The sequence below is a fragment of the Vibrio sp. 3-2(1) genome (assembly GCF_963887575.1).
Taxonomy (GTDB): domain Bacteria; phylum Pseudomonadota; class Gammaproteobacteria; order Enterobacterales; family Vibrionaceae; genus Vibrio; species Vibrio anguillarum.
The window spans coordinates 808,140-829,739 of the sequence record NZ_CAWPGB010000011.1 but is presented as its reverse complement, the minus strand read 5'-3'; the positions used below and the strand labels follow the sequence as shown (position 1 = coordinate 829,739).

The window sequence follows — 21,600 nt, the reverse complement described above, 5'->3', positions numbered from 1 at the left end:
ATAAAACGATCGATGAGAGAAAACAATGAAAAAAGTAGTGTTAGTCACTTTAATGTTGCTGAGCTCCCCTTTGTGGGCATCGCAGTGCCGAGTTGATGTGAACCATGAAGTTCACCTTGATGGTGATAAGGTTGAAATTCTTAAAACGAGCACCGACACTGTTTTGATAGATAAACAGAATAATCTCTATATCCGTGGTGAAAAGATGGAACTCGACAGTGAGCAGAAAACGGCCCTTGAGCAGTATAGAGAAAGCATGAATGCTTCATTGCCTAAAGTAAAACAGATGGCGAGTGATGGCTTAGCGTTGGCGAATGATATTTTGGATGATGTTGCGAAAAGTATTGAATCTCCCAACGCCTTCGATAGCGCCAAGCAATCCATAGCCGCTTTTTTTGCCAATATTGAATCTCGTTATTACAAAGATGGTGAGCTGGTTCTCCCTGCGCAGACTTTTGAATCAATGACGCAAACTTGGGCCGATGATTTTGAAAAAGCGAAAGCTTTATTTAACAAAGAGTTTATATCCGGTGCCTTCGATGCCCTTTCACTGAAAATGAGAGAAGAGGGTGGCTTAAACATCACAAAATTGACCGATACAATGGTGGACTTAAAAGTTAAGTTAGCCGAGCGAATTCAAGAAAACGCCGCCACAATTCAAAAAGAGAGTCGTGATTTTTGTGAGTCTCTTGATGATATGGTTGAGCAGGAGCAACAACTGCACCAAAAAATACCAGTATTAAAAGATTATCAAGTCTTTACCATCTAAACTTAAAGAGCACATTCAGTGCTCTTTATTTGTCTCTATGATGTTATGTTAATTTGCTGGTATGGATGTCGTTTAATAATTTTAGTTTGAGATGGTTAACAGCATTAGTTTCAATAGCCTTCGTTGTGCTGTTTATTTTGTGTTATCTGCTATTTAAGTTTATGTGGTCTTATGATCGCGCCGTTGAAGATGCTCTTTCCTTGCAACGAGGTGAGGTTAACCGAGTTCGAACTGTTCTTAATATGCAAAAAGCGGACATGGGGGCATCATTGGCTGATTATGCCGCATGGAATGAAATGGCCGATTTTATTGCTAAGCCTAATGATGATTTTATTCGCGACAGTATTGGTACTCACACCTTTGAATCCAAGTCATTAGACGGTATTTTTATTTTTAATCCAGATGTGCAATTAGTTTGGGGCCAGCGCTACGACTATGAGACTGGCCATGAAGCCAGTTATGATGCGATTCGATATAATTTTGGTGATATTTTAGCGGACGCGATGAAAGCACCAAAAGATTTCATCAAACCGAATCTCAGTTTTATCGTGATAGACGACAAACCTTTTATCGTTGCAACCTCTCGGGTTTGTAATAGTGACGCAAAGGAATGCGACAAAGGTTATTTACTTTTTTTAAAAAGGATCAGTGGACAGTTTATCAATGAGCTTGTGATTGCAACTGGGGTGAATGTGGAAGTGATGCTGATCAAAAGTCTTAATGATCAAACCGTTGCCGCGCCACATGAAGATAATATCTCTTACCTTGAAATGCTTGATTATCGCAATCGTCTTACTGTGTTGATTAAAGTAAGTCATACCGTTAAAGTCCCACCGTTTATTCAATGGCAGGAGCTGTCTGGGCTTGCTTCATTCTCTATCCTAATGTTTTTCTTGAACTTAGTTGTAGCGAATAAAGTAGTCAAGCCAATCAATGATGCCAATCAAGTACTGGATCAATTTAAAGCATCGGGTGGAAAGATGCCTAGTGAGCGATCCTTCATATCGAAGGAAATGAAAGAGTTTTCTCGTACGATGAACCAAATAGTATGGGAGCTGGAAACCAGTCGGCGTGAACTAAAATGGCAATCAGAGCACGATCCACTCACACGTATTGCGAACCGCCGTCGTTTAGAAAAGGTCTTTAAAAGCTATATCGTTGATTATCAATTTAGATATATCGTATTGTTTTTAATCGATATTGACTATTTTAAATTGTTCAATGATCACTACGGGCACTTAGAGGGTGATGAAGCATTGAAATCTGTTGCGACCAGCTTAAAAAAATTGGATTTTGGCGGTGAAAAACTGGTTGCTCGCTTTGGTGGAGAAGAGTTTTGTGTAGTTTTGGCGAGCGACATCGAAATTGATGGTCAAGCTTATGCTAAACGACTGATCGAATCGGTTGAATCACTGCGCATTACCCACCAATTTTCCCCGGCTAAGAAGACGCTTTCAATCAGCGTTGGAGGGGTTGAAATTGATACCCCACAGTTGAATCACTATCTAGATTTCTTTCATGTGGCTGATAGAGCACTTTATGCAGTCAAAGCACAAGGAAGAGGTCGTTATCTCGTGCAAAAATTCACCTCTAATCTCCCGTTAACATTGCCTGTTCAATAATCTTTACGCAGTAAATTCTGTTTATTTTGGCAATGCTTGTTTAATAAATAAGCAGTGGAATTGCTCTATTTGATTGCCTGTATTACCGTACTAGCTAACTAGTCTATTGATATTCGTGTGAGTGGTATGACACAGTCTGATTCTCGTGAACATTTTGGTTCACGTCTTGGTTTTATTCTTGCGGCGGCGGGTGCGGCAGTTGGCCTAGGTAATATCTGGGGCTTTCCAACCCAAGCGGCAAGCAACGGCGGCGGCGCATTCTTATTGGTTTATTTGGTGATGATCATGGTCGTTGCCTTCCCTATGTTAGTGGTTGAAATGGCGATAGGCCGTTTTGGGCAAGCAAACCCTGTTGATAGCATGCGCTCATTAACGCCTCATCCACTAGGTAAAATTGTCGGTGGCTTTGTTGGTTGGATTGGCTTGAGTGTTCCGAGTGCGGTACTGGCGTTTTACAGCATCGTCGGTGGCTGGCTAATCTGCTTTTTACTCGGTGCGATGACAGAGTTATTGGGTTTTGTGGAAATCACAGCTTGGTTGAAAGGGTTTAGTGTTGAGCGTAACTTATTCGGAACCTTAGTGTTTTATATTTTGACGATTCTAATCGTGCAAGGTGGTGTTAAAGACGGGATTGAGAAATGGTCAACGCGTTTAATGCCTGCATTGTTTGTACTGTTTGGTGTGCTGTTTGTTTACATCATGATGCAAACTGGAGCTATGGAAGGTTTACAACACTATTTAGTCCCTGATTTTTCAAAGGTTTTTGACAGACATCTCTTACTGGCGGCAATGGGGCAAGGTTTCTTCTCATTAACCATTGGTGGCTGCTCGATGCTGATTTACGGCTCTTATCTGAGCAAGCAAGAAAACCTGCCGAAGATGGCACTAAATGTGACTTTAGTTGATACCGCCGTGGCTTTTATTGCTGGCCTTGTTGTGTTGCCTGCGATGTTTGTTGCGATGCATAAAGGGGTGGAAATCTATGCCACTGACGGTTCTTTACTAAATTCAGACACGCTCGTTTTTACCGTGTTGCCATTGATGTTTGATAGCCTTGGTTGGATGGGGCAGGTGTTTGCTATCGTATTTTTCACTTTACTGACGATCGCCGCGTTAACCTCTTCTATCTCTATGCTGGAATGCCCTGTAGCCTTAGTCAGCGAGCGTTTTAATACGAAACGCGCACCAACAAGCTGGGTATTAGGCGCGTTAATTGCGCTAGTCAGTGTCGTTATTGTTTATAATTTTGGTGCGCTATTTGGCTTAGTGGCAACGGTTGCGACGCAATATTTGCAGCCGACAGCAGCGCTGATGTTCTGCCTATTTGGCGGTTGGGTATGGCGTCGTCACGCGAAGGTCAAAGAGTTAGAACAAGGTTTCCCTGAGTTCCAATTGGGTTGGTTTGGTAAAATCTGGCCTTGGTATGTGAAATTTGTCTGCCCTGTATTAGTGGCTACGGTGATTTGGGCCTCGTTCGGTTAGTGAGTTACTTTCTTCATCCCACTCACGCTTAAACAGCCATAAAGCCCTTTGAATAAGGGCTTTATTATTGAACTTATGTGTCTCTATTGTTTAGAGTTATCGACTATTTAGACCATCGACGGTGGCATCAAGTGTCCCGTGGTCAGAGGTTCTAAATCGCTGTCTGCGACCTCTTCAATAAAATCGCCCACGACTTGCTCAACCATCTCATCGCTTTGCGAGAAGTAGGCGAGATGGAATACGGCATCTCCTTCATTAACAAGAGGCAGAGTTTGTTGCCCAATCACAATACCCCCCTTATTGGCTCTTAATTCGACTTCGACATGACCAAGCGGTGAGTTGATATAGGCAAGCACTTGTCCTTTTTCGACCTTGTCACCAAGAGTCACCACAGTGCGCAAGATGCCATCGCTTTCGGCTCTGAGCCAACTGGTTGATTTTGCGATGATCGATGTCGGTACGGCCTTGCGACTTTTGCGCATCATACCAATGGCTTGCATGGTGCGTTTCACACCGACAATACCCGCATTGATGGCAATAGGTTCAAATTTTAGCGCTTCACCTGCTTCATAAGTTAATACTGTGATGCCTGATTTCTCTGCTTCACTTCTGAGCGAGCCATTACGCAGTGGAGAGTCGATGATCACTGGGGTTGCAAATGCTTGGGCAATACGCAAGGTTTCAGGATTAGTGAGATCGGCGCGGATTTGTGGCAAATTCGTGCGATGAATAGCACCAGTATGCAGGTCGATGATGTAATCACAACGTAAAGCGACTTGGGAAAAGAAAGTATGTGCAATGCGAGAGGCGAGGGAGCCAGTTTCACTTCCAGGGAAACAGCGATTGAGATCGCGTCGATCAGGAAGGTAGCGAGATTTATGAATAAAGCCAAAGGCATTGACGATGGGGACAACAATCAGTGTCCCTTTTAGTTTTTGCGGGTCGATGGAGTTGATCAGTTGACGGACTATTTCAACGCCGTTCAGTTCATCACCATGGATGGCGGCATTGACCATTAAGGTTGGGCCAGTGGATATTCCATTAATGATTTCGATAGGGATAGAGAGTGGCGAGTGTGTATAAAGCTTAGCCGCTTCTAGCTCCATTGCCTTGCGCGTTCCTGGGGGAACTGAATCCCCCAGGAAATGAAATGCTGTGTTTTTCCTAACCTTTGCCACGTGTTTTTGTCCCTTTCGTTGCCGCATTTTTTTCAATAAATTCGACAATCAACCCGGCGATATCTTTACCAGTAGCGGCTTCAATACCTTCAAGACCTGGCGATGAATTGACTTCCATCACTAATGGGCCACGTTCCGATCGCAAAAGATCCACACCCGCAACATTGAGACCCATAATCTTCGCCGCATCGATAGCCGTCTTACGTTCTAGAGGGGTGATTTTTACCAAAGAGGCCGTTCCACCGCGGTGTAGGTTAGAGCGAAACTCACCATCGGCACCTTGCCGTTTCATGGCTGCGATAACTTTGTCGCCAATAACGAAACAGCGAATATCGGCGCCACCAGCCTCTTTGATGTACTCTTGCACCATGATATTGGCTTTCAAGCCCATGAACGCTTCGATCACACTTTCTGCTGCTTTGCGTGTTTCCGCTAACACTACACCGATGCCTTGAGTTCCTTCAAGTAATTTAATTACTACCGGTGCTCCTCCGACCATGTCGAGTAAGTCTTTGACATCATCGGGTTTGCTGGCGAAACCAGTAATTGGCATACCAATGCCGCGACGAGACAATAGCTGCATTGAGCGAAGTTTATCTCTGGAACGGCTAATAGCCACAGATTCATTGACGGGATAAACCCCCATCATTTCAAATTGGCGTAATACCGCAGTACCGTAAAACGTAACGGATGCACCAATACGAGGAATGACTGCATCAAAACCCGCTAACTCTTCACCTTTAAAGTGAATTTCGGGTTTTTCAGAATTGATATTCATATAGCAACGCAGCCCATCAATCACTTTGACTTGGTGGCCACGGCTTTTACACGCTTCAATCAGACGCTTGGTTGAATACAACGAAGCATTACGTGACAGAATACCAATTTTCATTATTTGCTCTCCTCGAAAGCGATTAAAAACGATTTAGTTGGATTAACTAAAATTCGACGGTGCATTGCGGTGCGACCTAATAGCATACGAAAACCCATATTTTCGCGATTGGTTAACGTTATTTCAATGGGCCAAGTTTGGCCGCCCAAACTGACGTCTGATTGAATAACGTAACGTGACTCTTCATGGCCACCGGAATCACGGACGATTCGTTCATCAATGACTTTAGCTTCGCACACTGTGACCTTGTCATTATTGCGCTGCACAGGGTGGATCCAAAAGCGAACCCAAAGAGTCTCTTCCTTGATGAAGCTCTCTACCTTAAATGCGTGTAAGCACGACGTGCGGGCTCCGGTATCGACTTTGGCATTAATTTGCTCAATACCTAACCCTGGAAGGCTGAGAGTTTCTCGCCATCCGACAATCATTTTTTCTTTCATCGCAGTTTCAATATTTTTGGAGAATATAAGACGCCGCTAAGGAGTAGCCGCATCCCCGATACAACTTTTAAATGGTGTTATCGCTTGAAGAGAGTGTGGTGAATAACTCTAGGAACTTCAAGGGGGCGAACTCTAGCAGTCACAAAAAATGTGCGCTAATGAAATTAATTTGCCTTATCGATAAAATTAATTGATAGAAAAAGAGGTAAGGATTGATGCCGAATTCCGCTGCCAAAGCAAGATATTCATCAACTTGCTATTACACGCTGGTTGAAGAATTCGACATCAGAGTGGGTTAAACTTTCGCTGGAATATGCTCTAGTAGGGAAACCATTTGCTCCCAGAAAAGGTCGACTGTGTCGATCTTCACTTTCTCATCCGGTGAGTGAGGGAATTTAATGGTTGGGCCAAACGAAACCATATCCATTTCTGGGTACGGTTTTTTGAAAAGACCACATTCTAGACCAGCATGGATCACCATGATATTCGGTTTATGACCGTAAATACCTTGGTACATGTCTCTGAAAATAGCCATGATCTCTGAATCGGCATCTGGTTTCCAGCCCGGATAAGCACCAGTAAAGGCAATTTCCGCATTCGCTAGCTCAGCAACGGATTTGAGCATGCTTTCAACCTGTTGGCGACCTGAATCAATCAGAGAACGAATAAGGCATAACACAGTCACAGAGTTTTCTTGCGTGGTAATCACACCGACATTCAATGAGGTTTCAACCACGCCTTCAATTTCATCGCTCATCCGGATCACACCGTTTGGACACGCGTTTAATGCGGCAATAAAACGTTGTTGATCAACAAGAGCGAAGACATTTTCTGCATTTTCTTGCGGGTTGTTGAAAGTGACAATTCCTGTTTCGACGCGTCCAAGCTCTTCTTTCACTAGCTGGGTATAGGTGCTAAATAGCTCATCCAGTTTTACCCCATTTTCGGCAGGAATGGCCACGGTGACAAACGCTTCTCGAGGAATGGCGTTACGTAGGCTACCACCGCGAAACTCGATCAAACGTAAATCAAGTTCTTGTGCGTGACTAGCAAGAAAGCGAGCCAGCAGCTTGTTAGCATTCCCACGGCCAGTATGGACGTCACACCCAGAGTGACCTCCTTTTAACCCTTTCAAAATCAATTGATGTGTTACGTAACCAGCAGGCATGGCTTGTCGTTGGATATTAAAAGTCATTGCGCCATCAATACCACCAGCACAGCCCATATATACTTCGCCCTCTTGTTCTGAATCAGTATTGAGCAGGATCTCTCCTTCTAACCAACCCGCTTCAAGGCCGAAAGCACCTGTCATACCCGCTTCTTCATCAATCGTCAGTAACACCTCAATAGGACCGTGCTTGAGCTCTTTTGACGCGAGAACAGCCAAACATGCTGCCATACCCATACCGTTATCGGCACCTAAAGTGGTTCCTTTGGCTGTTACCCATTCGCCATCGATATACGGTTGGATAGGGTCCTTAGCAAAGTCGTGCTGCGTGTCTTCGTTTTTTTGCGGCACCATATCAATATGAGCTTGTAGAACCACACCTTTCTTATGTTCCATGCCAGCTGTCGCTGGTTTTTTTATGAAAACGTTGCCGGTTGGATCTCGGCGTACCGCTAAACCCTGCTCTGTCGCCCACTGGATGATGTGTTGGGCTAAGGCTTCTTCATGCTTAGATGGGTGAGGAATGGAACAGATTTTATCGAAAAATTGCCATACGGGTGCCGATGACAATTTACTGATTTCAGAATAGAACTCAGACACGGAATACTCCTTTTATTCGAGCTTGCCAGATCATGAACAGGCGAAATGTTTCTTTGGTAGCGATATCGACTAGATCTGAGCATGACTTGTAGTGGTGGACAGCATACCACTCTCGACAATCAGCGAGTAGCCTCACCGCTTGAGAATTGTTTTATTGGTGTCACATTAAATCGACTGTAGCGTATAGAAGAGATGACACAATCGGCGATGAGATTCTTCCCCTTACCGCCTAATAATCATTTTCTGCTGATATTTGTGTAATTTAATTACCTAAATCTGTTGATGTAGATCATTAAAATAAAATTATGTGATTTTTATCACGCTAAATATTGTAATTTAATTTCTTGGTGGTATATTTGTAACCAACTTCGAAAGCGAAGAAAAAATGCTCAAAGGATGAGTCCGTTTATCGCCTCCATGGAACCGAGAAATCAAATTTATGTTCAATTGATTTTATAAGGTGATAGTTATGAAAGGTTTACCATCAGCAATGTTCTGGACAAACAAGTCTGTTTACACTGGCAACTTTGCTTACCCAACAAGCTTTGGTTATTAAGACTTTAAGCATGTTATTTGAACTGTATGTTCACCCCCTAGATATTGGAATTTTTTTGTAGTCAGTTTGGCTAAAATGATTCGCCGCCACCTCAAATGAGGTGGCGTTTTTTTATCTCAATGTTCAGCACTTCCTTTACGGCTCAATGGCAACACGATATGGAAATCCGCTTTTTCTTTTTGAAGAAATGAAGCGCGACTAGGTTCATAAGCCATTAATAAAAGCATATTACAGCCTTAATTCTATCTGGAATTTGTGATCTGATCTCTCTATAATCCACAGCCAATCGATTACGCAACCGTTTACTTTTTACCCTTATAGGACTCGATCATGCTCGAAAGGCTATTTAAACTTAGTGAATATGGCACAAACGTGCGCACTGAGGTTATCGCAGGAATAACGACATTTCTCACGATGGCATACATTATCTTTGTTAACCCTGCGATCTTAGCGGATGCCGGCATGGACCGTGGTGCAGTATTTGTTGCTACGTGTCTTGCGGCGGCTATTGGCTGTTTCATCATGGGTTTTGTCGCCAACTACCCAATTGCGCAGGCTCCGGGTATGGGGTTAAACGCATTTTTTACTTACGCCGTTGTGCTCGGCATGGGATATACATGGCAAGTTGCGCTGGCGGCGGTATTCGTTTCTGGTGTGCTGTTCATTTTTCTTAGTATCTTTAAAATCCGTGAGTGGATCATCGGTTCGATTCCGATGTCATTACGAACGGGGATCTCGGCCGGTATTGGACTTTTTCTTGCCTTTATTGCCCTGAAAAATGCAGGCATTGTGGTTGATAACCCTGCAACTTTGGTTTCTGTCGGCGCAATTACTTCTCTTCCTGCTGTACTCGGTGCGATAGGTTTCTTCCTGACGATTGCTTTGGTTCATCGTGGTTTAAAGGGTGCCGTAATGATCGCGATTCTTGCGGTTACTGGCCTTGGTTTAGTGTTTGGTGACGTTCAGTGGCATGGCATTATGTCGGCACCACCAAGTATTGCGCCAACTTTTTTGCAGCTTGATTTCTCAGCCGTTTTTGAAGTGGGTATGATCTCAGTGGTATTTGCGTTTCTGTTTGTCGATCTATTTGACACGGCTGGCACCTTAGTTGGCGTGGCGCAAAAGGCAGATTTGATTGGCAAAGATGGTAAAATCCCACGTCTAAATAAAGCATTGCTTGCCGATTCTACCGCTACGTCAGTCGGTGCCCTGCTGGGTACATCAAACACAACCTCTTACATTGAAAGTGTGGCGGGTGTTGCTGCTGGCGGGCGCACAGGGCTGACTGCAGTCGTTGTTGGCATTTTGTTCTTACTTGCATTATTCTTCTCGCCATTAGCTGGAATGATCCCTGCGTACGCTACGTCTGGTGCATTATTTTACGTGGCAATTTTGATGCTTTCTGGTTTGGTCAGTATTGATTGGCGCGATTTAACAGAAGCGGCTCCTGTCGTCGTTACCTGTTTATTAATGCCGCTGACATTCTCTATCGCAGAAGGTATTTCTCTTGGTTTCATTGCTTATGCGGCTATCAAACTATTTAGTGGCAAAGGGCGCAGTGTATCGATGAGTGTGTGGGTGATGTCAGCCATCTTCATCTTTAAGTATATCGCCTCTGCAATGTAATGAACGACACAGATTATTTAAATAATTAGGTTTACAACAATGAGCAATAAATTCGTTATCACTTGGGACAACATGCAGACTTACTGTCGTCAATTGGCAGAAAAACAGATGCCTGCAGAGCAATGGAAAGGTATTTGGGCGGTGAGCCGTGGTGGTCTGGTTCCTGGTGCCATATTGGCGCGTGAATTAGGTATTCGCCATGTCGATACGATTTGCATTTCAAGTTACGATCATGATCATCAGCGTGACATGACAGTGATCAAAGCACCTGAAGGTGACGGCGAAGGTTTCTTAATTGTTGAAGATTTGGTCGATAGTGGTGATACCGCACGTAAGCTACGTGAAATGTATCCTAAAGCGAAATTGATTGCGGTGTGTGCGAAGCCTTCTGGCGTAAGCTTGTTAGATGATTATGTTGTGGATATTGCTCAAGATACGTGGATTGAGCAGCCATGGGATATGACGATTCAATACGCAGAACCGATTAACCGTAAACAAAAGTAATGCTTTTCTTGCGTTTATTTGAAAATGGCCCTTTATCGGGCCATTTTTTTTATTACTATTAGAGCACCGCTCTCAATTGAATCGACTTATGTCTGAATCTAACAGCCAAAATCTTTCTGAAACCTTGTTCCAGAAACACAAGCAAGCTCAAGAAACCTCGGCATTAATTCGCTATATGCCAAGTAGCCAAGAAATTTTGGATCTTAAAAAACAACAAGAAGGGTACGTTTGGTATCGAAATCTCAGGCGTTTACAGTGGATATGGCAAGGTGTTGATCCTGTAGAGCAAGAAGAAGTTCTCGCCCGCATTGCCTCTTCGAAACATTCGCGAACCGAAGCGGATTGGTTAGATACGGTTATGGGCTATCACAGTGGTAACTGGGCATACGAGTGGACTAAGCTGGGGATGCGTCACCAAAAGCGCGCTAATGACAAGCAAGACGAAGAGGCGGCCAATGAACTTTTTTCCGCGTCGCTCTGCTTTAGCATTGCTGGTTATCCGCATCTAAAAAATGATAATTTATCCTTGCAGGCGCAGATACTGTCAAACAGCGCTTATAACGAAGCGGCCAAATTGACTCGTTATGTGATTAAGCAAGTTGAAGTACCCTATAAGAACAAAAAAATAGTCGCTAATTTGCATTTGCCCAATACCGATAGGCCTCATCCGGTCGTTTTGGTTAGCGCCGGTTTAGACAGTTTGCAGACGGATATGTGGCGTTTGTTTAGAGATTATCTCGCGCCTAGAGATATTGCGATGTTAACCATTGATATGCCCTCTATAGGTCATAGCTCCCATTGGCCTTTAACTGAAGATTCTTCATGTCTGCATCAAGCCGTACTCAATGAACTGGAAAGCTTGCCTTGGGTTGATCATCGAAACGTGGGGCTTGTTGGATTTCGATTTGGTGGTAACTCCATGATCAGGCTCTCTTTTCTAGAGCAAGATAAAATCAAGGCTTGTGTTTCATTAGGTGCACCTATCCACGATATTTTAGCTTCGCCAGAAAAATTGAAAAAAATGCCCAAAATGTATATTGATGTGCTGGCGTCTCGTTTAGGTAAAGACGTGGTGGATATTAATAGCCTTGCTGGGTTGATGCGAGCGTGGTCACTGAAAGTGCAAGGTTTTTTAACCAGTAGGCGAACTAAAGTTCCGATTTTGGCTTTAGGATTAGAAGGTGATCCCATTTCACCCTATTCGGATAATCAATTAGTTGCAATTTTTAGTGAATATGGCAAAGCGAAACAGATAAAAAGCAAAACAATTACACAAGGATATGAGCAATCCCTCGATTTAGCGATAAAGTGGTTAGAAGATGAGCTATTTAGGTGACTTTTCTACTAAATTAGTTAAGCATGATATTGGTATGCGGTAACAAGCATATGATTAATAAAAATAATGATCGTTCTTAACATTGAAATGGAGAGTCAATATGTCAGAAATGACCCACACCCCGACTCATTATCGCTTATTGTCTGCTTTAAAAGCTATTGGACCTTATTTACGAGAAGGCCAATGTCGTGAGGATCACTACTTATTTGATTGCCTTGCGTCTTGCGTTAATGACAAGAAATCCCCAGAAAAACGAGAGTTTTGGGGCTGGTGGCTAGAACTTACTAAGAAAGAATCAGGGTTTGAGGCTAAGTATCATACAGGACGTTACAACTTAGCTGGCGCGTGGGATGCCGACGCGATTCCTAAATCCGTATTTTCTGAAGTCAAACGTACCCAAGAAGAGTTTCATGCCAAATTGGTAGCGAGTCTCTATGAGCGCTTTGAATTGAGTGTTGAGATTGCACAAGATTCCGCTGAATTCGTCTGATTTTCGTTATCCCCTTACCCTCGTGATGAAAAAGGTGCTTTTTAGCACCTTTTCTACTTGTGAATTATTGCTTTGATTGCTAAAACATCAGCTCTTATGTGTTTTCCATTTCAGAAGAAATCATGACAACGAATCAACAAAGCGGAAAAGCGGTGCAACTTCAAACAATCGTTGTGAAGCTAGGAACCAGTGTATTAACCGGTGGTACTTTGGCGTTAGATAGAGCTCATATGGTTGAGCTTGTCCGTCAATGTGCTGAACTGAAAAAGCAAGGCCACTCAGTGGTGATTGTATCGTCGGGCGCAATTGCCGCTGGTCGAGAACACTTAGGTTACCCCGCACTCCCCAACGCAATGGCTAGCAAACAGTTGCTTGCTGCGGTTGGGCAGAGTCAACTGATTCAAGCATGGGAATCTCTTTTTGCCATCTATGGGATTAAAATAGGTCAAATGCTACTGACTCGTGCCGATCTAGAAGATCGTGAGCGTTTTTTGAATGCGCGAGATACCATTAATGCTTTGGTCGAGCACGATATTATTCCTGTGGTCAACGAAAACGATGCCGTGGCAACCAGTGAAATCAAAGTGGGCGACAACGACAATTTGTCAGCTCTGGTCGGTATCTTATGCGGTGCCGATAAACTATTGCTGCTGACTGACCAAAAAGGGCTCTTCACCGCGGACCCGCGTAAAGATCCTAACGCTGAACTGATTAAAGAAGTCAAAACCATTGATGATACCTTGCGTAAAATCGCTGGGGGTAGTGGTACTACGCTTGGCACCGGAGGTATGGCAACTAAGCTTCAGGCCGCTGATATTGCTCGTCGTGCAGGGATTGAAGTCATTATCGCCGCAGGGCGTGCCAGCAACGTTATTTTTGACTCTTTAAGTGATGCGCCACAAGGCACCCGTTTCTTGCCATGTACTGAAGCGTTAGAAAACCGCAAACGCTGGATTTTAGCGGGTCCTGCCGCTTCTGGTGACATTGTCATTGATGGCGGAGCCGTCAACGCTGTAGTCGCGAATGGCAGTAGCTTATTAGCGAAAGGGGTAGTGAATGTCAGTGGTACTTTTGCACGTGGTGAAGTGGCGCGAGTAACCGATAAACAAGGCGTATTAATTGCCCGTGGCATCGCCGCTTATTCCAGCCAAGACTTAGCCAAAATCGCGGGCAAACACAGCAAAGATATCGGAGGCATTTTAGGTTACGATTATGGCTCAGAAGTCATTCATCGCGATGATCTTGTTGTGATCCAAGAATAGTAAGGAAAAGAAAGTGGATTTAACCATAATGGGTAAAGCCGCCAAACAGGCCGCTTTCCAGCTCGCTACCGTTTCAACGACACAAAAAAACAATGCATTAGCGATCATTGCCGATGAACTGGAGGCGCAGAGCGCCGCGATTTTAAAAGCGAATGCCCAAGATATCGAACTGGCCCGCCAAGCCGGGTTGAACGATGCCATGCTTGATCGCCTATTGCTCAATGAATCGCGCCTGCAAGCCATTGCTAATGACGTGCGTAATGTGATTAATCTCAATGATCCTGTCGGTAGTGAAATCGATAGCCGAGTGCTTGAAAACGGATTGTCATTGTCTCGCCGCCGAGTACCGTTAGGTGTGGTGGGCGTTATTTATGAAGCGCGTCCTAATGTGACCATTGATATTGCGGCATTGTGTTTAAAAACGGGTAACGCCAGTATTTTACGGGGAGGGAAAGAGACCTTTTTCTCCAATATGGCGCTAGTCAACGTTATTCAATCGGCGCTAGAAAAAGCGCAACTTCCAGCGGCTGCGGTGCAGTATATTGAAAAACCGGATCGCGAACTGGTTTCACAGCTGCTCAAGCTGGATGAATATGTTGATATGATCATTCCGCGCGGCGGTGCTAGCCTACATAAAATGTGCAAAGAAAACAGCACGATTCCGGTGATTATTGGTGGTTTTGGCATTAGCCATATTTTTGTTGACCAATCGGCGGATCTGGATAAATCAGTCGAGGTAATTGAAAACGCCAAAATTCAGCGCCCTTCTGCGTGCAACGCACTGGATACTTTGCTGGTTCATCAAGCGATTGCGAGTGAATTTTTGGCAAAACTGGTGCTACGACTTAATGATCAAGTGACCTTCGTTGTCGAGCCAAAAGCCCAAGCCTGCATGAGTCATGCAAAACAGTTGAGAGAGGCCGTTGAGGGCGATTTTGACACCGAATGGCTAAGTTACACTTTGGGCGTCAAAGTGGTCGATGACGTGCAGCAAGCGATTGAACATATGCGTGAACACAATGCAAGTCATTCGGATGCGATCATGACAAATGACCTATTTAATGCAGAGCTGTTTATTAATTCCGCGGGCTCTGCTGCAGTGTATGTCAATGCTTCGACGCGTTTTACCGATGGGGCTCAATTTGGTTTAGGCGCTGAAGTGGCCGTTTCGACCCAAAAATTGCACGCTCGCGGGCCGATGGGCTTAGAAGAGTTGACCAGTTATAAGTGGGTTGGCAAAGCCAATTACTTATCACGTTGTTAAGTTCTTTTCGTTATGGATAACGCAAAGTGTGGTTGTTAACAAAATAGAGATTGAAAAGGGGCTGATGCCCCTTTTGCGTTCAACTTGCGTACTAATTCCGGTACACTGATGCTCATTGCTATGGAGGTGATATGCATTGTCCTTTTTGTTCAGAGAACGACACCAAAGTGATTGATTCTCGTCTTGTCGCAGATGGCCATCAAGTGCGCCGTCGCCGTCAATGTTTGGCATGTAATGAACGTTTTACCACGTTTGAATCGGCCGAGCTCTTGATGCCAAGAGTCATCAAATCAAATGGAAATCGTGAACCGTTTAACGAAGATAAAATGGTCGGTGGTATACAGCGAGCATTAGAAAAACGCCCCGTCAGCGCCGATGCGATTGAGCTTGCAATCAGTATGATTAAATCTCAGTTGCGAGCCACTGGTGAGCGAGAAGTCCCAAGTAAAATGATTGGTAACTTGGTGATGGAGCAGCTCAAAGTACTCGATAAAGTCGCTTACATCCGCTTTGCCTCCGTGTATCGCAGTTTTGAAGATATTCGTGAGTTTGGTGAAGAAATCGCGAAGCTGGAAGATTAATCGCTTATGTTTACTCCTTTTGATTATCAAATGATGTCGCGAGCCATTGAGCTTGCCAAAGGTGGCGTTTTTACCACTCAACCTAACCCCAATGTCGGCTGCGTGATCACTCAAGGAGAGCAGATTGTTGGTGAAGGCTTTCATGTTCGTGCTGGTGAGCCGCATGCCGAAGTGCACGCCTTACGCATGGCAAACGAGCAAGCGCAAGGCGCTACCGCTTATGTCACTTTAGAGCCTTGCTCGCATCATGGCCGTACACCGCCTTGCACTGAAGGCTTGATTAACGCCAAAGTGGCGAAAGTGATTTGCGCAATGCAAGATCCGAATCCTCAAGTCGCTGGGCGTGGTATTCAAATGTTGCGTGACGCTGGGATTGAAGTCGAAGTCGGTTTGTTAGAAGCGGATGCCATCGCGCTCAATCCGGGTTTTATTAAACGTATGACAAGTGGGATGCCCTTTGTCCAATTGAAAATGGCCGCAAGTCTTGATGGACAAACGGCACTCAATAATGGTCAGAGTCAATGGATAACTTCAGCAGCCGCGCGGCGAGATGTGCAAAAATTTCGCGCCAAAGCGGGTGGGATTTTATCGACCAGCAAAACAGTGATTGAAGATGATGCTTCATTGACTGTGCGTTGGGATGAACTGCCTCCATCAGTGCAAGTGAACTACCCACAACATCAGTTACGCCAACCAGTGCGAGTCATTCTTGACAGGCAAAACCAACTCCATGATGGTCTAAAGCTGTATCAACATTCCGGTGAAGTATTGGTGCTTGGCACTGAACATACGTCATTGCTCAATAGCAACCAGACACAATTTGAGTTAGCGGATACCTTAGCTTATTTAGCTGAGCAGTCACAAATGAATCATCTCTGGGTAGAAGCTGGTGCCACACTGGCTCGTTCACTGATCCAAGCCCAATTGGTCGATGAGATCATTTTGTACTTAGCGCCTAAAATCATGGGTAGTGATGGTCGGGGGCTATTTGGTGCTTTGGGGCTATCTTCCATGGCGGATACGCTAGAGTTAATCATCAAAGATGTACGACAAGTTGGGCCGGATATTCGGATCATTGCCGTACCTAAAATAAAAGATAAATAGCATGTTTACAGGAATTATCGAGGCGGTAGGTACACTTGCCGCGATTACACCCAAAGGTGAAGACATCAGTGTGACCGTGAAAGTCGGTCATCTTGATATGAGCGATGTCAAACTTGGTGATAGTATTGCCACAAATGGTGTCTGTTTGACCGTGGTAGATTATAACAGCACTCAATATACAGCGGATCTCTCACTAGAAACGCTCAACAAAACCGGGTTTGCTCACTATCAAGTTGGTGACAAGGTCAACCTAGAAAAAGCCATGTTGCCCACCACTCGTTTTGGTGGACACATTGTTTCTGGGCACGTTGACGGTGTTGGTGAAATCATTGAACGTAATCCTGTTGGTCGTTCGATAGAGTTTTGGGTAGCGATCCCACCGGCATTGAATAAATACGTGGCTGAAAAAGGCTCAATTACAGTAGATGGTATCAGCCTCACTGTGAATGATTTAAGAAAGAATGCCTTTAAGCTGACCATAGTGCCTCACACTTCTGCCGAAACGACCATTGATGCGTTTCATGTTGGGCGTAAAGTGAATTTGGAAGTGGATGTGCTCGCGCGTTATATGGAGCGTTTGCTGCAAAACCAGCAAGATGAAGAGACACCAGAGTCGAAAATTAGCTTAGCATTTTTACAACAAAATGGTTTTGCGTAAACCGCGCATTGTCCCATGCCACCACGGTCGTGGATAAATCTAAGTCAGGGACTGTGCGGAAAATAGTTCAGCGATAGGAAAATAGAGTATGCCAATAAGTACCCCGCAAGAGATCATTGAAGATATTCGTCTTGGGAAAATGGTCATTTTAATGGATGACGAAGATCGTGAGAACGAAGGTGACTTGATCATGGCCGCCGAGCACGTTACTCCTGAAGCGATTAATTTTATGGCTAAATTTGGTCGTGGCCTGATCTGCTTAACCATGACTAAAGCTCGTTGTCAGCGTTTAGGCTTGGCTCCTATGGTGCAGGATAATAATGCTCAATACACCACCAATTTTACCGTCTCGATTGAAGCGGCCGAAGGCGTAACCACCGGCATTTCAGCGGCCGATCGCGCCGTGACGGTACAAGCTGCGGTGGCGAAAGAGGCGAAAGCTTCAGACTTAGTGCAACCTGGGCACATTTTCCCACTGGCTGCGCAAGAGGGGGGCGTTTTAACTCGCGCTGGACACACGGAAGCCGGTTGTGATTTAGCGCGCCTTGCGGGGTTAGAGCCCGCGTCTGTGATCGTCGAAATTTTAAATGATGATGGCACCATGGCGCGTCGCCCTGATCTTGAAGTGTTTGCCGAGCAACATGGTTTAAAACTCGGTACGATTGCCGATCTGATTGAATACCGTAACAATACTGAGACGACCATTGAGCGTGTTGCACAGTGCAAGTTGCCGACAGAATACGGTGAATTTGAACTGATCACTTACCGCGACGTGATTGATAATCAGATCCATTACGCATTGCAAAAAGGAACATTGGATGGTCAAGCGCCATTGGTGCGAGTTCATTTGCACGATACCTTTACCGATTTGCTGCGCAGTGATCGCAATGCTGAACGCAGTTGGACTTTAGATAAAGCGATGCAGCGTATCGGCCAAGATGGCGGCGTATTGGTCATTTTAGGTAATGAAGAGTCGAGCGACTTATTGATCCACCGCGTTAAAATGTTTGAGCAACAAGACAAAGGCCAAGCGCCTACTTTAGCGAAAAAACAAGGCACTTCACGCCGTGTGGGGATTGGTTCACAAATTCTGGCGGATTTAGGTGTTCGTGATATGCGTTTACTCTCCTCAGCCAATAAAAAGTATCACGCTTTAGGCGGTTTTGGCTTGAATGTGACTGAGTATGTTTGCCAATAACGTCATCTCGTTTTAGCGCTTAGAACCTAACGTCACATTTAAAAATACACCGTAATAAAACCAATAAAGGAAGCCCAACGCTTCCTTTATTATTTCGCTGATTAGCCGCTTGGTTTGCCGTCTAAGCCGAATTTCCATTAGATATTGCTCACAAAATTGTGCTAGAATCCGGCGATTCTCACTTGTGTATATAGTTAAAGGAAGGCTTATGAAAGTGATCGAGGGTGGTTTCCCCGCACCAAATGCAAAAATTGCTATCGTTATTTCTCGTTTCAACAGTTTTATTAACGAAAGCCTGCTTTCTGGTGCAATCGATACTTTAAAGCGTCACGGACAAGTTAGCGATGACAATATTACTGTTGTTCGCTGCCCTGGTGCTGTCGAATTACCTCTTACTGCTCAACGCGTAGCAAAAACGGGTAAATACGACGCTATCGTGTCTCTTGGCACTGTGATTCGTGGTGGTACGCCACACTTTGATTATGTGTGCAGTGAATGCAATAAAGGTTTGGCGCAAGTGTCTCTGGAATACAGCCTTCCAGTGGCATTTGGTGTTCTAACTGTTGATACCATCGATCAAGCCATTGAACGCGCGGGAACCAAGGCTGGTAACAAAGGTGCAGAAGCTGCACTAAGCGCGCTTGAGATGATTAACGTTCTTTCAGAAATCGATTCCTAATGGGGGCCAGTGTGAAACCAGCCGCACGTCGTAATGCACGTCAATTTGCGCTACAAGCAATTTATTCTTGGCAAATTACAAAAGAAAATGTTGCCACTATCGAAGAGCAATTCCTCTCGGGTGGTAAGTATGATGAAGAAGAGCATCATGCTGCTGAGCCAGCGTTAGCGGCTCCAGAAACCGACGTTGCATATTTCCGTGATCTACTCACGGGTGTAGTGCTAAGCCACACAGAGCTAGATAGCAAATTGCGTCCTTTCGTGTCTCGTCCAATGCAAGACTTAGACATGATGGAATTGGCGTTACTTCGTTTAGCCATGTACGAAATGACTCGTCGCGATGATGTGCCATATAAAGTGGTCATCAATGAGGCGATTGAGTTAGCAAAAGTATTTGCTGCTGAAGATAGCCATAAATTTGTGAATGGCGTGCTTGATAAAGCCGCCCCACATGTACGCAAAAAATAATAAGTCGTTTTAAAATAAAAGGTCAGCATTCGCTGACCTTTTTTATGACGGATCTTTCTCCGCGAAAGCCCTAAGCGATGAGAAATGATGTACATAATAAAAACTCAGGGCAGGGAATTTTTTATGTTCGGTGAATTCAATTTAATCGATACCTATTTCTCTAACCGTCAGTCACAACGTAAAGATGTCTCTCTTGCTCTAGGAGATGATTGTGCATTGGTCAAAGCACCAGAAAATGTTCGGATCGCCATCAGTACCGACACCTTAGTCGCAGGCACTCATTTTTTAACCGATGCGAATCCGGCTTGGGTGGCTCATAAAGCATTGTCATCTAACATCAGTGATCTGGCTGCTATGGGGGCAACGCCTGCTTGGGTATCGCTCGCACTCACTCTACCTAGTGTCGATGAAGCATGGCTAAAACCCTTTTGTGATGCTTTTTTCGAACTTGCGAATTACTACAATATTCAGCTAATTGGTGGAGATACAACCAAAGGACCACTGAGCATTACCTTGACAGTACAAGGTTTTGTGCCACAAGAATTGGCGCTGCTGCGCAGTGGAGCCAAAGTGGGAGATTGGGTTTACGTCACTGGTGAACTCGGTGATAGCCAAGCAGGGCTCGATGTGATTCTTGACCCAAGCTTACGCCATAAACCTTTTGCCCAAGAGCTTGAAAAGCGTCACTATCTCTCAACGCCAAGAATTCTTGCTGGCCAAGCATTGCTTCATTTGGCTTCTTCTGCAATTGATATTTCCGATGGTTTGGTGTCTGATCTCAAGCATATTTTGCATCGTTCAAATGTTGGGGTGAGTTTAGATGTCGGTGCGTTGCCTATTTCGCAAGAGCTGTTGCAGTTTGTGGGCGAAAGAAAAATTGCCCAGCAATATGCACTAACCAGCGGTGAAGAGTATGAGTTGTGTTTCACTGTTCCAGAGCATAACCGAGGTTCCATCGAAAGTGCGCTTGCTCATTGCGGTTGCAAGGTGAGTTGCATTGGCCAAATTCGCCCGCAGGGTATTTTTGAGCTCCAGCATCAAGGAAAAAAACTCAATTGGCAGTTAAGCGGCTATGATCATTTTAAGGTGAACGGATGACAAACCCTATCGCATTAATCTCATTAAAGAACCCTTGGCATCTTTTGGCCACGGGTTTTGGCAGTGGCCTATCGCCTATCGTGCCCGGCACAATGGGAACGCTTGCCTCAGTGCCTTTTTATTTGCTGTTAGTACAGCTACCTCTCACTGTATATTGTGCTGTGGTTGTGCTGGCTTGCTTGGTGGGCGTGAAAATTTGCCAAGTGACTTCTGACGACATGAAAGTGCATGACCACGGTTCGATTGTGTGGGATGAATTTGCCGGTTTTTGGATAACAATGCTAGTCGTGCCACTGTTTGAATTGCCTAGTTTAGATTGGAAATGGCTGGTGGCTGGATTCGTGCTGTTTCGCTTTTTCGATATGCTCAAACCGTGGCCGATTAGTTGGTTAGATAAACGAGTGCATGGTGGTTTGGGGATTATGCTCGATGATATCGTGGCAGGTGTTGTATCCGCGATTGCGCTGTATTGGGTCGGCTTTTGGGCGGGTTGGTTATAACATTGTCAGCGTTCAATATTGATTGACGGCTTAGACTTAGCAACAAAAAAGGTTCCTTTGGGAACCTTTTTTGTCAGTGAAGAGTTATCTGAAACAGGGTTATTCGATGCTCTGGGTATCTAAAGT

At 44.7% G+C, this 21,600-nt stretch carries 21 protein-coding genes; 17 read left to right on the top strand and 4 right to left on the bottom strand.

Going from position 1 to position 21,600, the window contains the following annotated elements; translation table 11 throughout:
- The first annotated feature begins 25 nt into the window (after positions 1–25).
- From AACQ79_RS06485 to AACQ79_RS06475, 3 genes are all read left to right on the top strand, one after another.
- Positions 26–769, top strand: coding sequence for a YggN family protein (locus tag AACQ79_RS06485; RefSeq protein WP_170898805.1), 744 nt, complete (start codon positions 26–28; stop codon positions 767–769).
- Between the two features lie 65 nt (positions 770–834).
- Positions 835–2,391, top strand: coding sequence for a diguanylate cyclase (locus AACQ79_RS06480; RefSeq protein ID WP_170898803.1), 1,557 nt, complete (start codon positions 835–837; stop codon positions 2,389–2,391).
- A 126-nt stretch (positions 2,392–2,517) separates the two neighbouring features.
- A complete protein-coding gene (locus AACQ79_RS06475) occupies positions 2,518–3,873 on the top strand; it encodes a sodium-dependent transporter (protein ID WP_170898801.1) in 1,356 nt (451 codons plus the stop codon).
- 107 nt (positions 3,874–3,980) lie between these two features.
- On the opposite strand, the gene AACQ79_RS06470 is transcribed toward AACQ79_RS06475, so the two are convergent.
- From AACQ79_RS06470 to AACQ79_RS06455, 4 genes are all read right to left on the bottom strand, one after another.
- Positions 3,981–5,078, bottom strand: a complete 1,098-nt coding sequence (locus tag AACQ79_RS06470; RefSeq protein WP_088718002.1) for a succinylglutamate desuccinylase/aspartoacylase family protein — start codon at positions 5,076–5,078, stop codon at positions 3,981–3,983.
- Positions 5,038–5,943 (bottom strand): 30S ribosomal protein S6--L-glutamate ligase, encoded by a 906-nt coding sequence (rimK, locus tag AACQ79_RS06465; RefSeq protein WP_010320145.1) that lies wholly within the window; start codon positions 5,941–5,943, stop codon positions 5,038–5,040. Before rimK ends, AACQ79_RS06470 begins: the two co-directional genes overlap by 41 nt.
- A complete protein-coding gene (locus tag AACQ79_RS06460; RefSeq protein ID WP_013856185.1) occupies positions 5,943–6,383 on the bottom strand; it encodes an ATP-dependent zinc protease family protein in 441 nt (146 codons plus the stop codon). The genes rimK and AACQ79_RS06460 overlap by 1 nt, the downstream gene beginning before the upstream one ends.
- 295 nt (positions 6,384–6,678) lie before the next feature.
- The gene (locus AACQ79_RS06455; protein ID WP_170898799.1) at positions 6,679–8,151 is read right to left on the bottom strand and encodes a beta-Ala-His dipeptidase; all 1,473 of its coding nucleotides are present in this window, start codon (positions 8,149–8,151) and stop codon (positions 6,679–6,681) included.
- Between the two features lie 886 nt (positions 8,152–9,037).
- On the opposite strand from AACQ79_RS06455, the gene AACQ79_RS06450 reads away from it, so the two are divergent.
- The 14 genes from AACQ79_RS06450 (at position 9,038) to pgpA (ending at position 21,474) form a co-directional block, all read left to right on the top strand.
- The gene (locus tag AACQ79_RS06450; protein ID WP_013856188.1) at positions 9,038–10,333 is read left to right on the top strand and encodes an NCS2 family permease; all 1,296 of its coding nucleotides are present in this window, start codon (positions 9,038–9,040) and stop codon (positions 10,331–10,333) included.
- A 39-nt stretch (positions 10,334–10,372) separates the two neighbouring features.
- Positions 10,373–10,837 (top strand): oxytetracycline resistance phosphoribosyltransferase domain-containing protein Tet(34), encoded by a 465-nt coding sequence (gene tet(34), locus AACQ79_RS06445; RefSeq protein ID WP_010320141.1) that lies wholly within the window; start codon positions 10,373–10,375, stop codon positions 10,835–10,837.
- Positions 10,838–10,925: 88 nt separating this feature from the next.
- Positions 10,926–12,173, top strand: a complete 1,248-nt coding sequence (frsA, locus tag AACQ79_RS06440; RefSeq protein ID WP_170898797.1) for an esterase FrsA — start codon at positions 10,926–10,928, stop codon at positions 12,171–12,173.
- A 100-nt stretch (positions 12,174–12,273) separates the two neighbouring features.
- Positions 12,274–12,663, top strand: a complete 390-nt coding sequence (gene crl, locus AACQ79_RS06435; protein WP_026027640.1) for a sigma factor-binding protein Crl — start codon at positions 12,274–12,276, stop codon at positions 12,661–12,663.
- Between the two features lie 122 nt (positions 12,664–12,785).
- Positions 12,786–13,925, top strand: a complete 1,140-nt coding sequence (gene proB, locus AACQ79_RS06430) for a glutamate 5-kinase (RefSeq protein WP_038148735.1) — start codon at positions 12,786–12,788, stop codon at positions 13,923–13,925.
- 13 nt (positions 13,926–13,938) lie between these two features.
- On the top strand, positions 13,939–15,189 hold the full coding sequence (locus AACQ79_RS06425; protein WP_170898796.1) for a glutamate-5-semialdehyde dehydrogenase: 1,251 nt from the start codon (positions 13,939–13,941) through the stop codon (positions 15,187–15,189).
- 131 nt (positions 15,190–15,320) lie between these two features.
- Positions 15,321–15,770 carry a transcriptional regulator NrdR gene (gene nrdR / locus AACQ79_RS06420; RefSeq protein WP_010320136.1) on the top strand — a complete coding sequence of 150 codons (450 nt, stop codon included), beginning with the start codon at positions 15,321–15,323 and terminating at the stop codon, positions 15,768–15,770.
- Between the two features lie 6 nt (positions 15,771–15,776).
- Positions 15,777–16,874 (top strand): bifunctional diaminohydroxyphosphoribosylaminopyrimidine deaminase/5-amino-6-(5-phosphoribosylamino)uracil reductase RibD, encoded by a 1,098-nt coding sequence (gene ribD / locus AACQ79_RS06415; RefSeq protein WP_170898793.1) that lies wholly within the window; start codon positions 15,777–15,779, stop codon positions 16,872–16,874.
- Between the two features lies 1 nt (position 16,875).
- Positions 16,876–17,532, top strand: coding sequence for a riboflavin synthase (locus AACQ79_RS06410; RefSeq protein WP_010320134.1), 657 nt, complete (start codon positions 16,876–16,878; stop codon positions 17,530–17,532).
- Positions 17,533–17,620: 88 nt separating this feature from the next.
- Positions 17,621–18,730: a bifunctional 3,4-dihydroxy-2-butanone-4-phosphate synthase/GTP cyclohydrolase II gene (ribBA, locus tag AACQ79_RS06405; RefSeq protein WP_094129757.1), complete on the top strand. Its 1,110-nt coding sequence runs from the start codon at positions 17,621–17,623 to the stop codon at positions 18,728–18,730.
- Positions 18,731–18,938: 208 nt separating this feature from the next.
- On the top strand, positions 18,939–19,409 hold the full coding sequence (ribH, locus tag AACQ79_RS06400; RefSeq protein ID WP_026027639.1) for a 6,7-dimethyl-8-ribityllumazine synthase: 471 nt from the start codon (positions 18,939–18,941) through the stop codon (positions 19,407–19,409).
- Positions 19,409–19,876 carry a transcription antitermination factor NusB gene (nusB, locus tag AACQ79_RS06395; RefSeq protein ID WP_013856197.1) on the top strand — a complete coding sequence of 156 codons (468 nt, stop codon included), beginning with the start codon at positions 19,409–19,411 and terminating at the stop codon, positions 19,874–19,876. Before ribH ends, nusB begins: the two co-directional genes overlap by 1 nt.
- Positions 19,877–19,999: 123 nt before the next feature.
- Positions 20,000–20,974 (top strand): thiamine-phosphate kinase, encoded by a 975-nt coding sequence (gene thiL, locus AACQ79_RS06390; RefSeq protein WP_029189876.1) that lies wholly within the window; start codon positions 20,000–20,002, stop codon positions 20,972–20,974.
- Positions 20,971–21,474, top strand: coding sequence for a phosphatidylglycerophosphatase A (gene pgpA / locus AACQ79_RS06385; RefSeq protein WP_013856199.1), 504 nt, complete (start codon positions 20,971–20,973; stop codon positions 21,472–21,474). Before thiL ends, pgpA begins: the two co-directional genes overlap by 4 nt.
- The last annotated feature ends 126 nt before the right edge of the window (positions 21,475–21,600 follow it).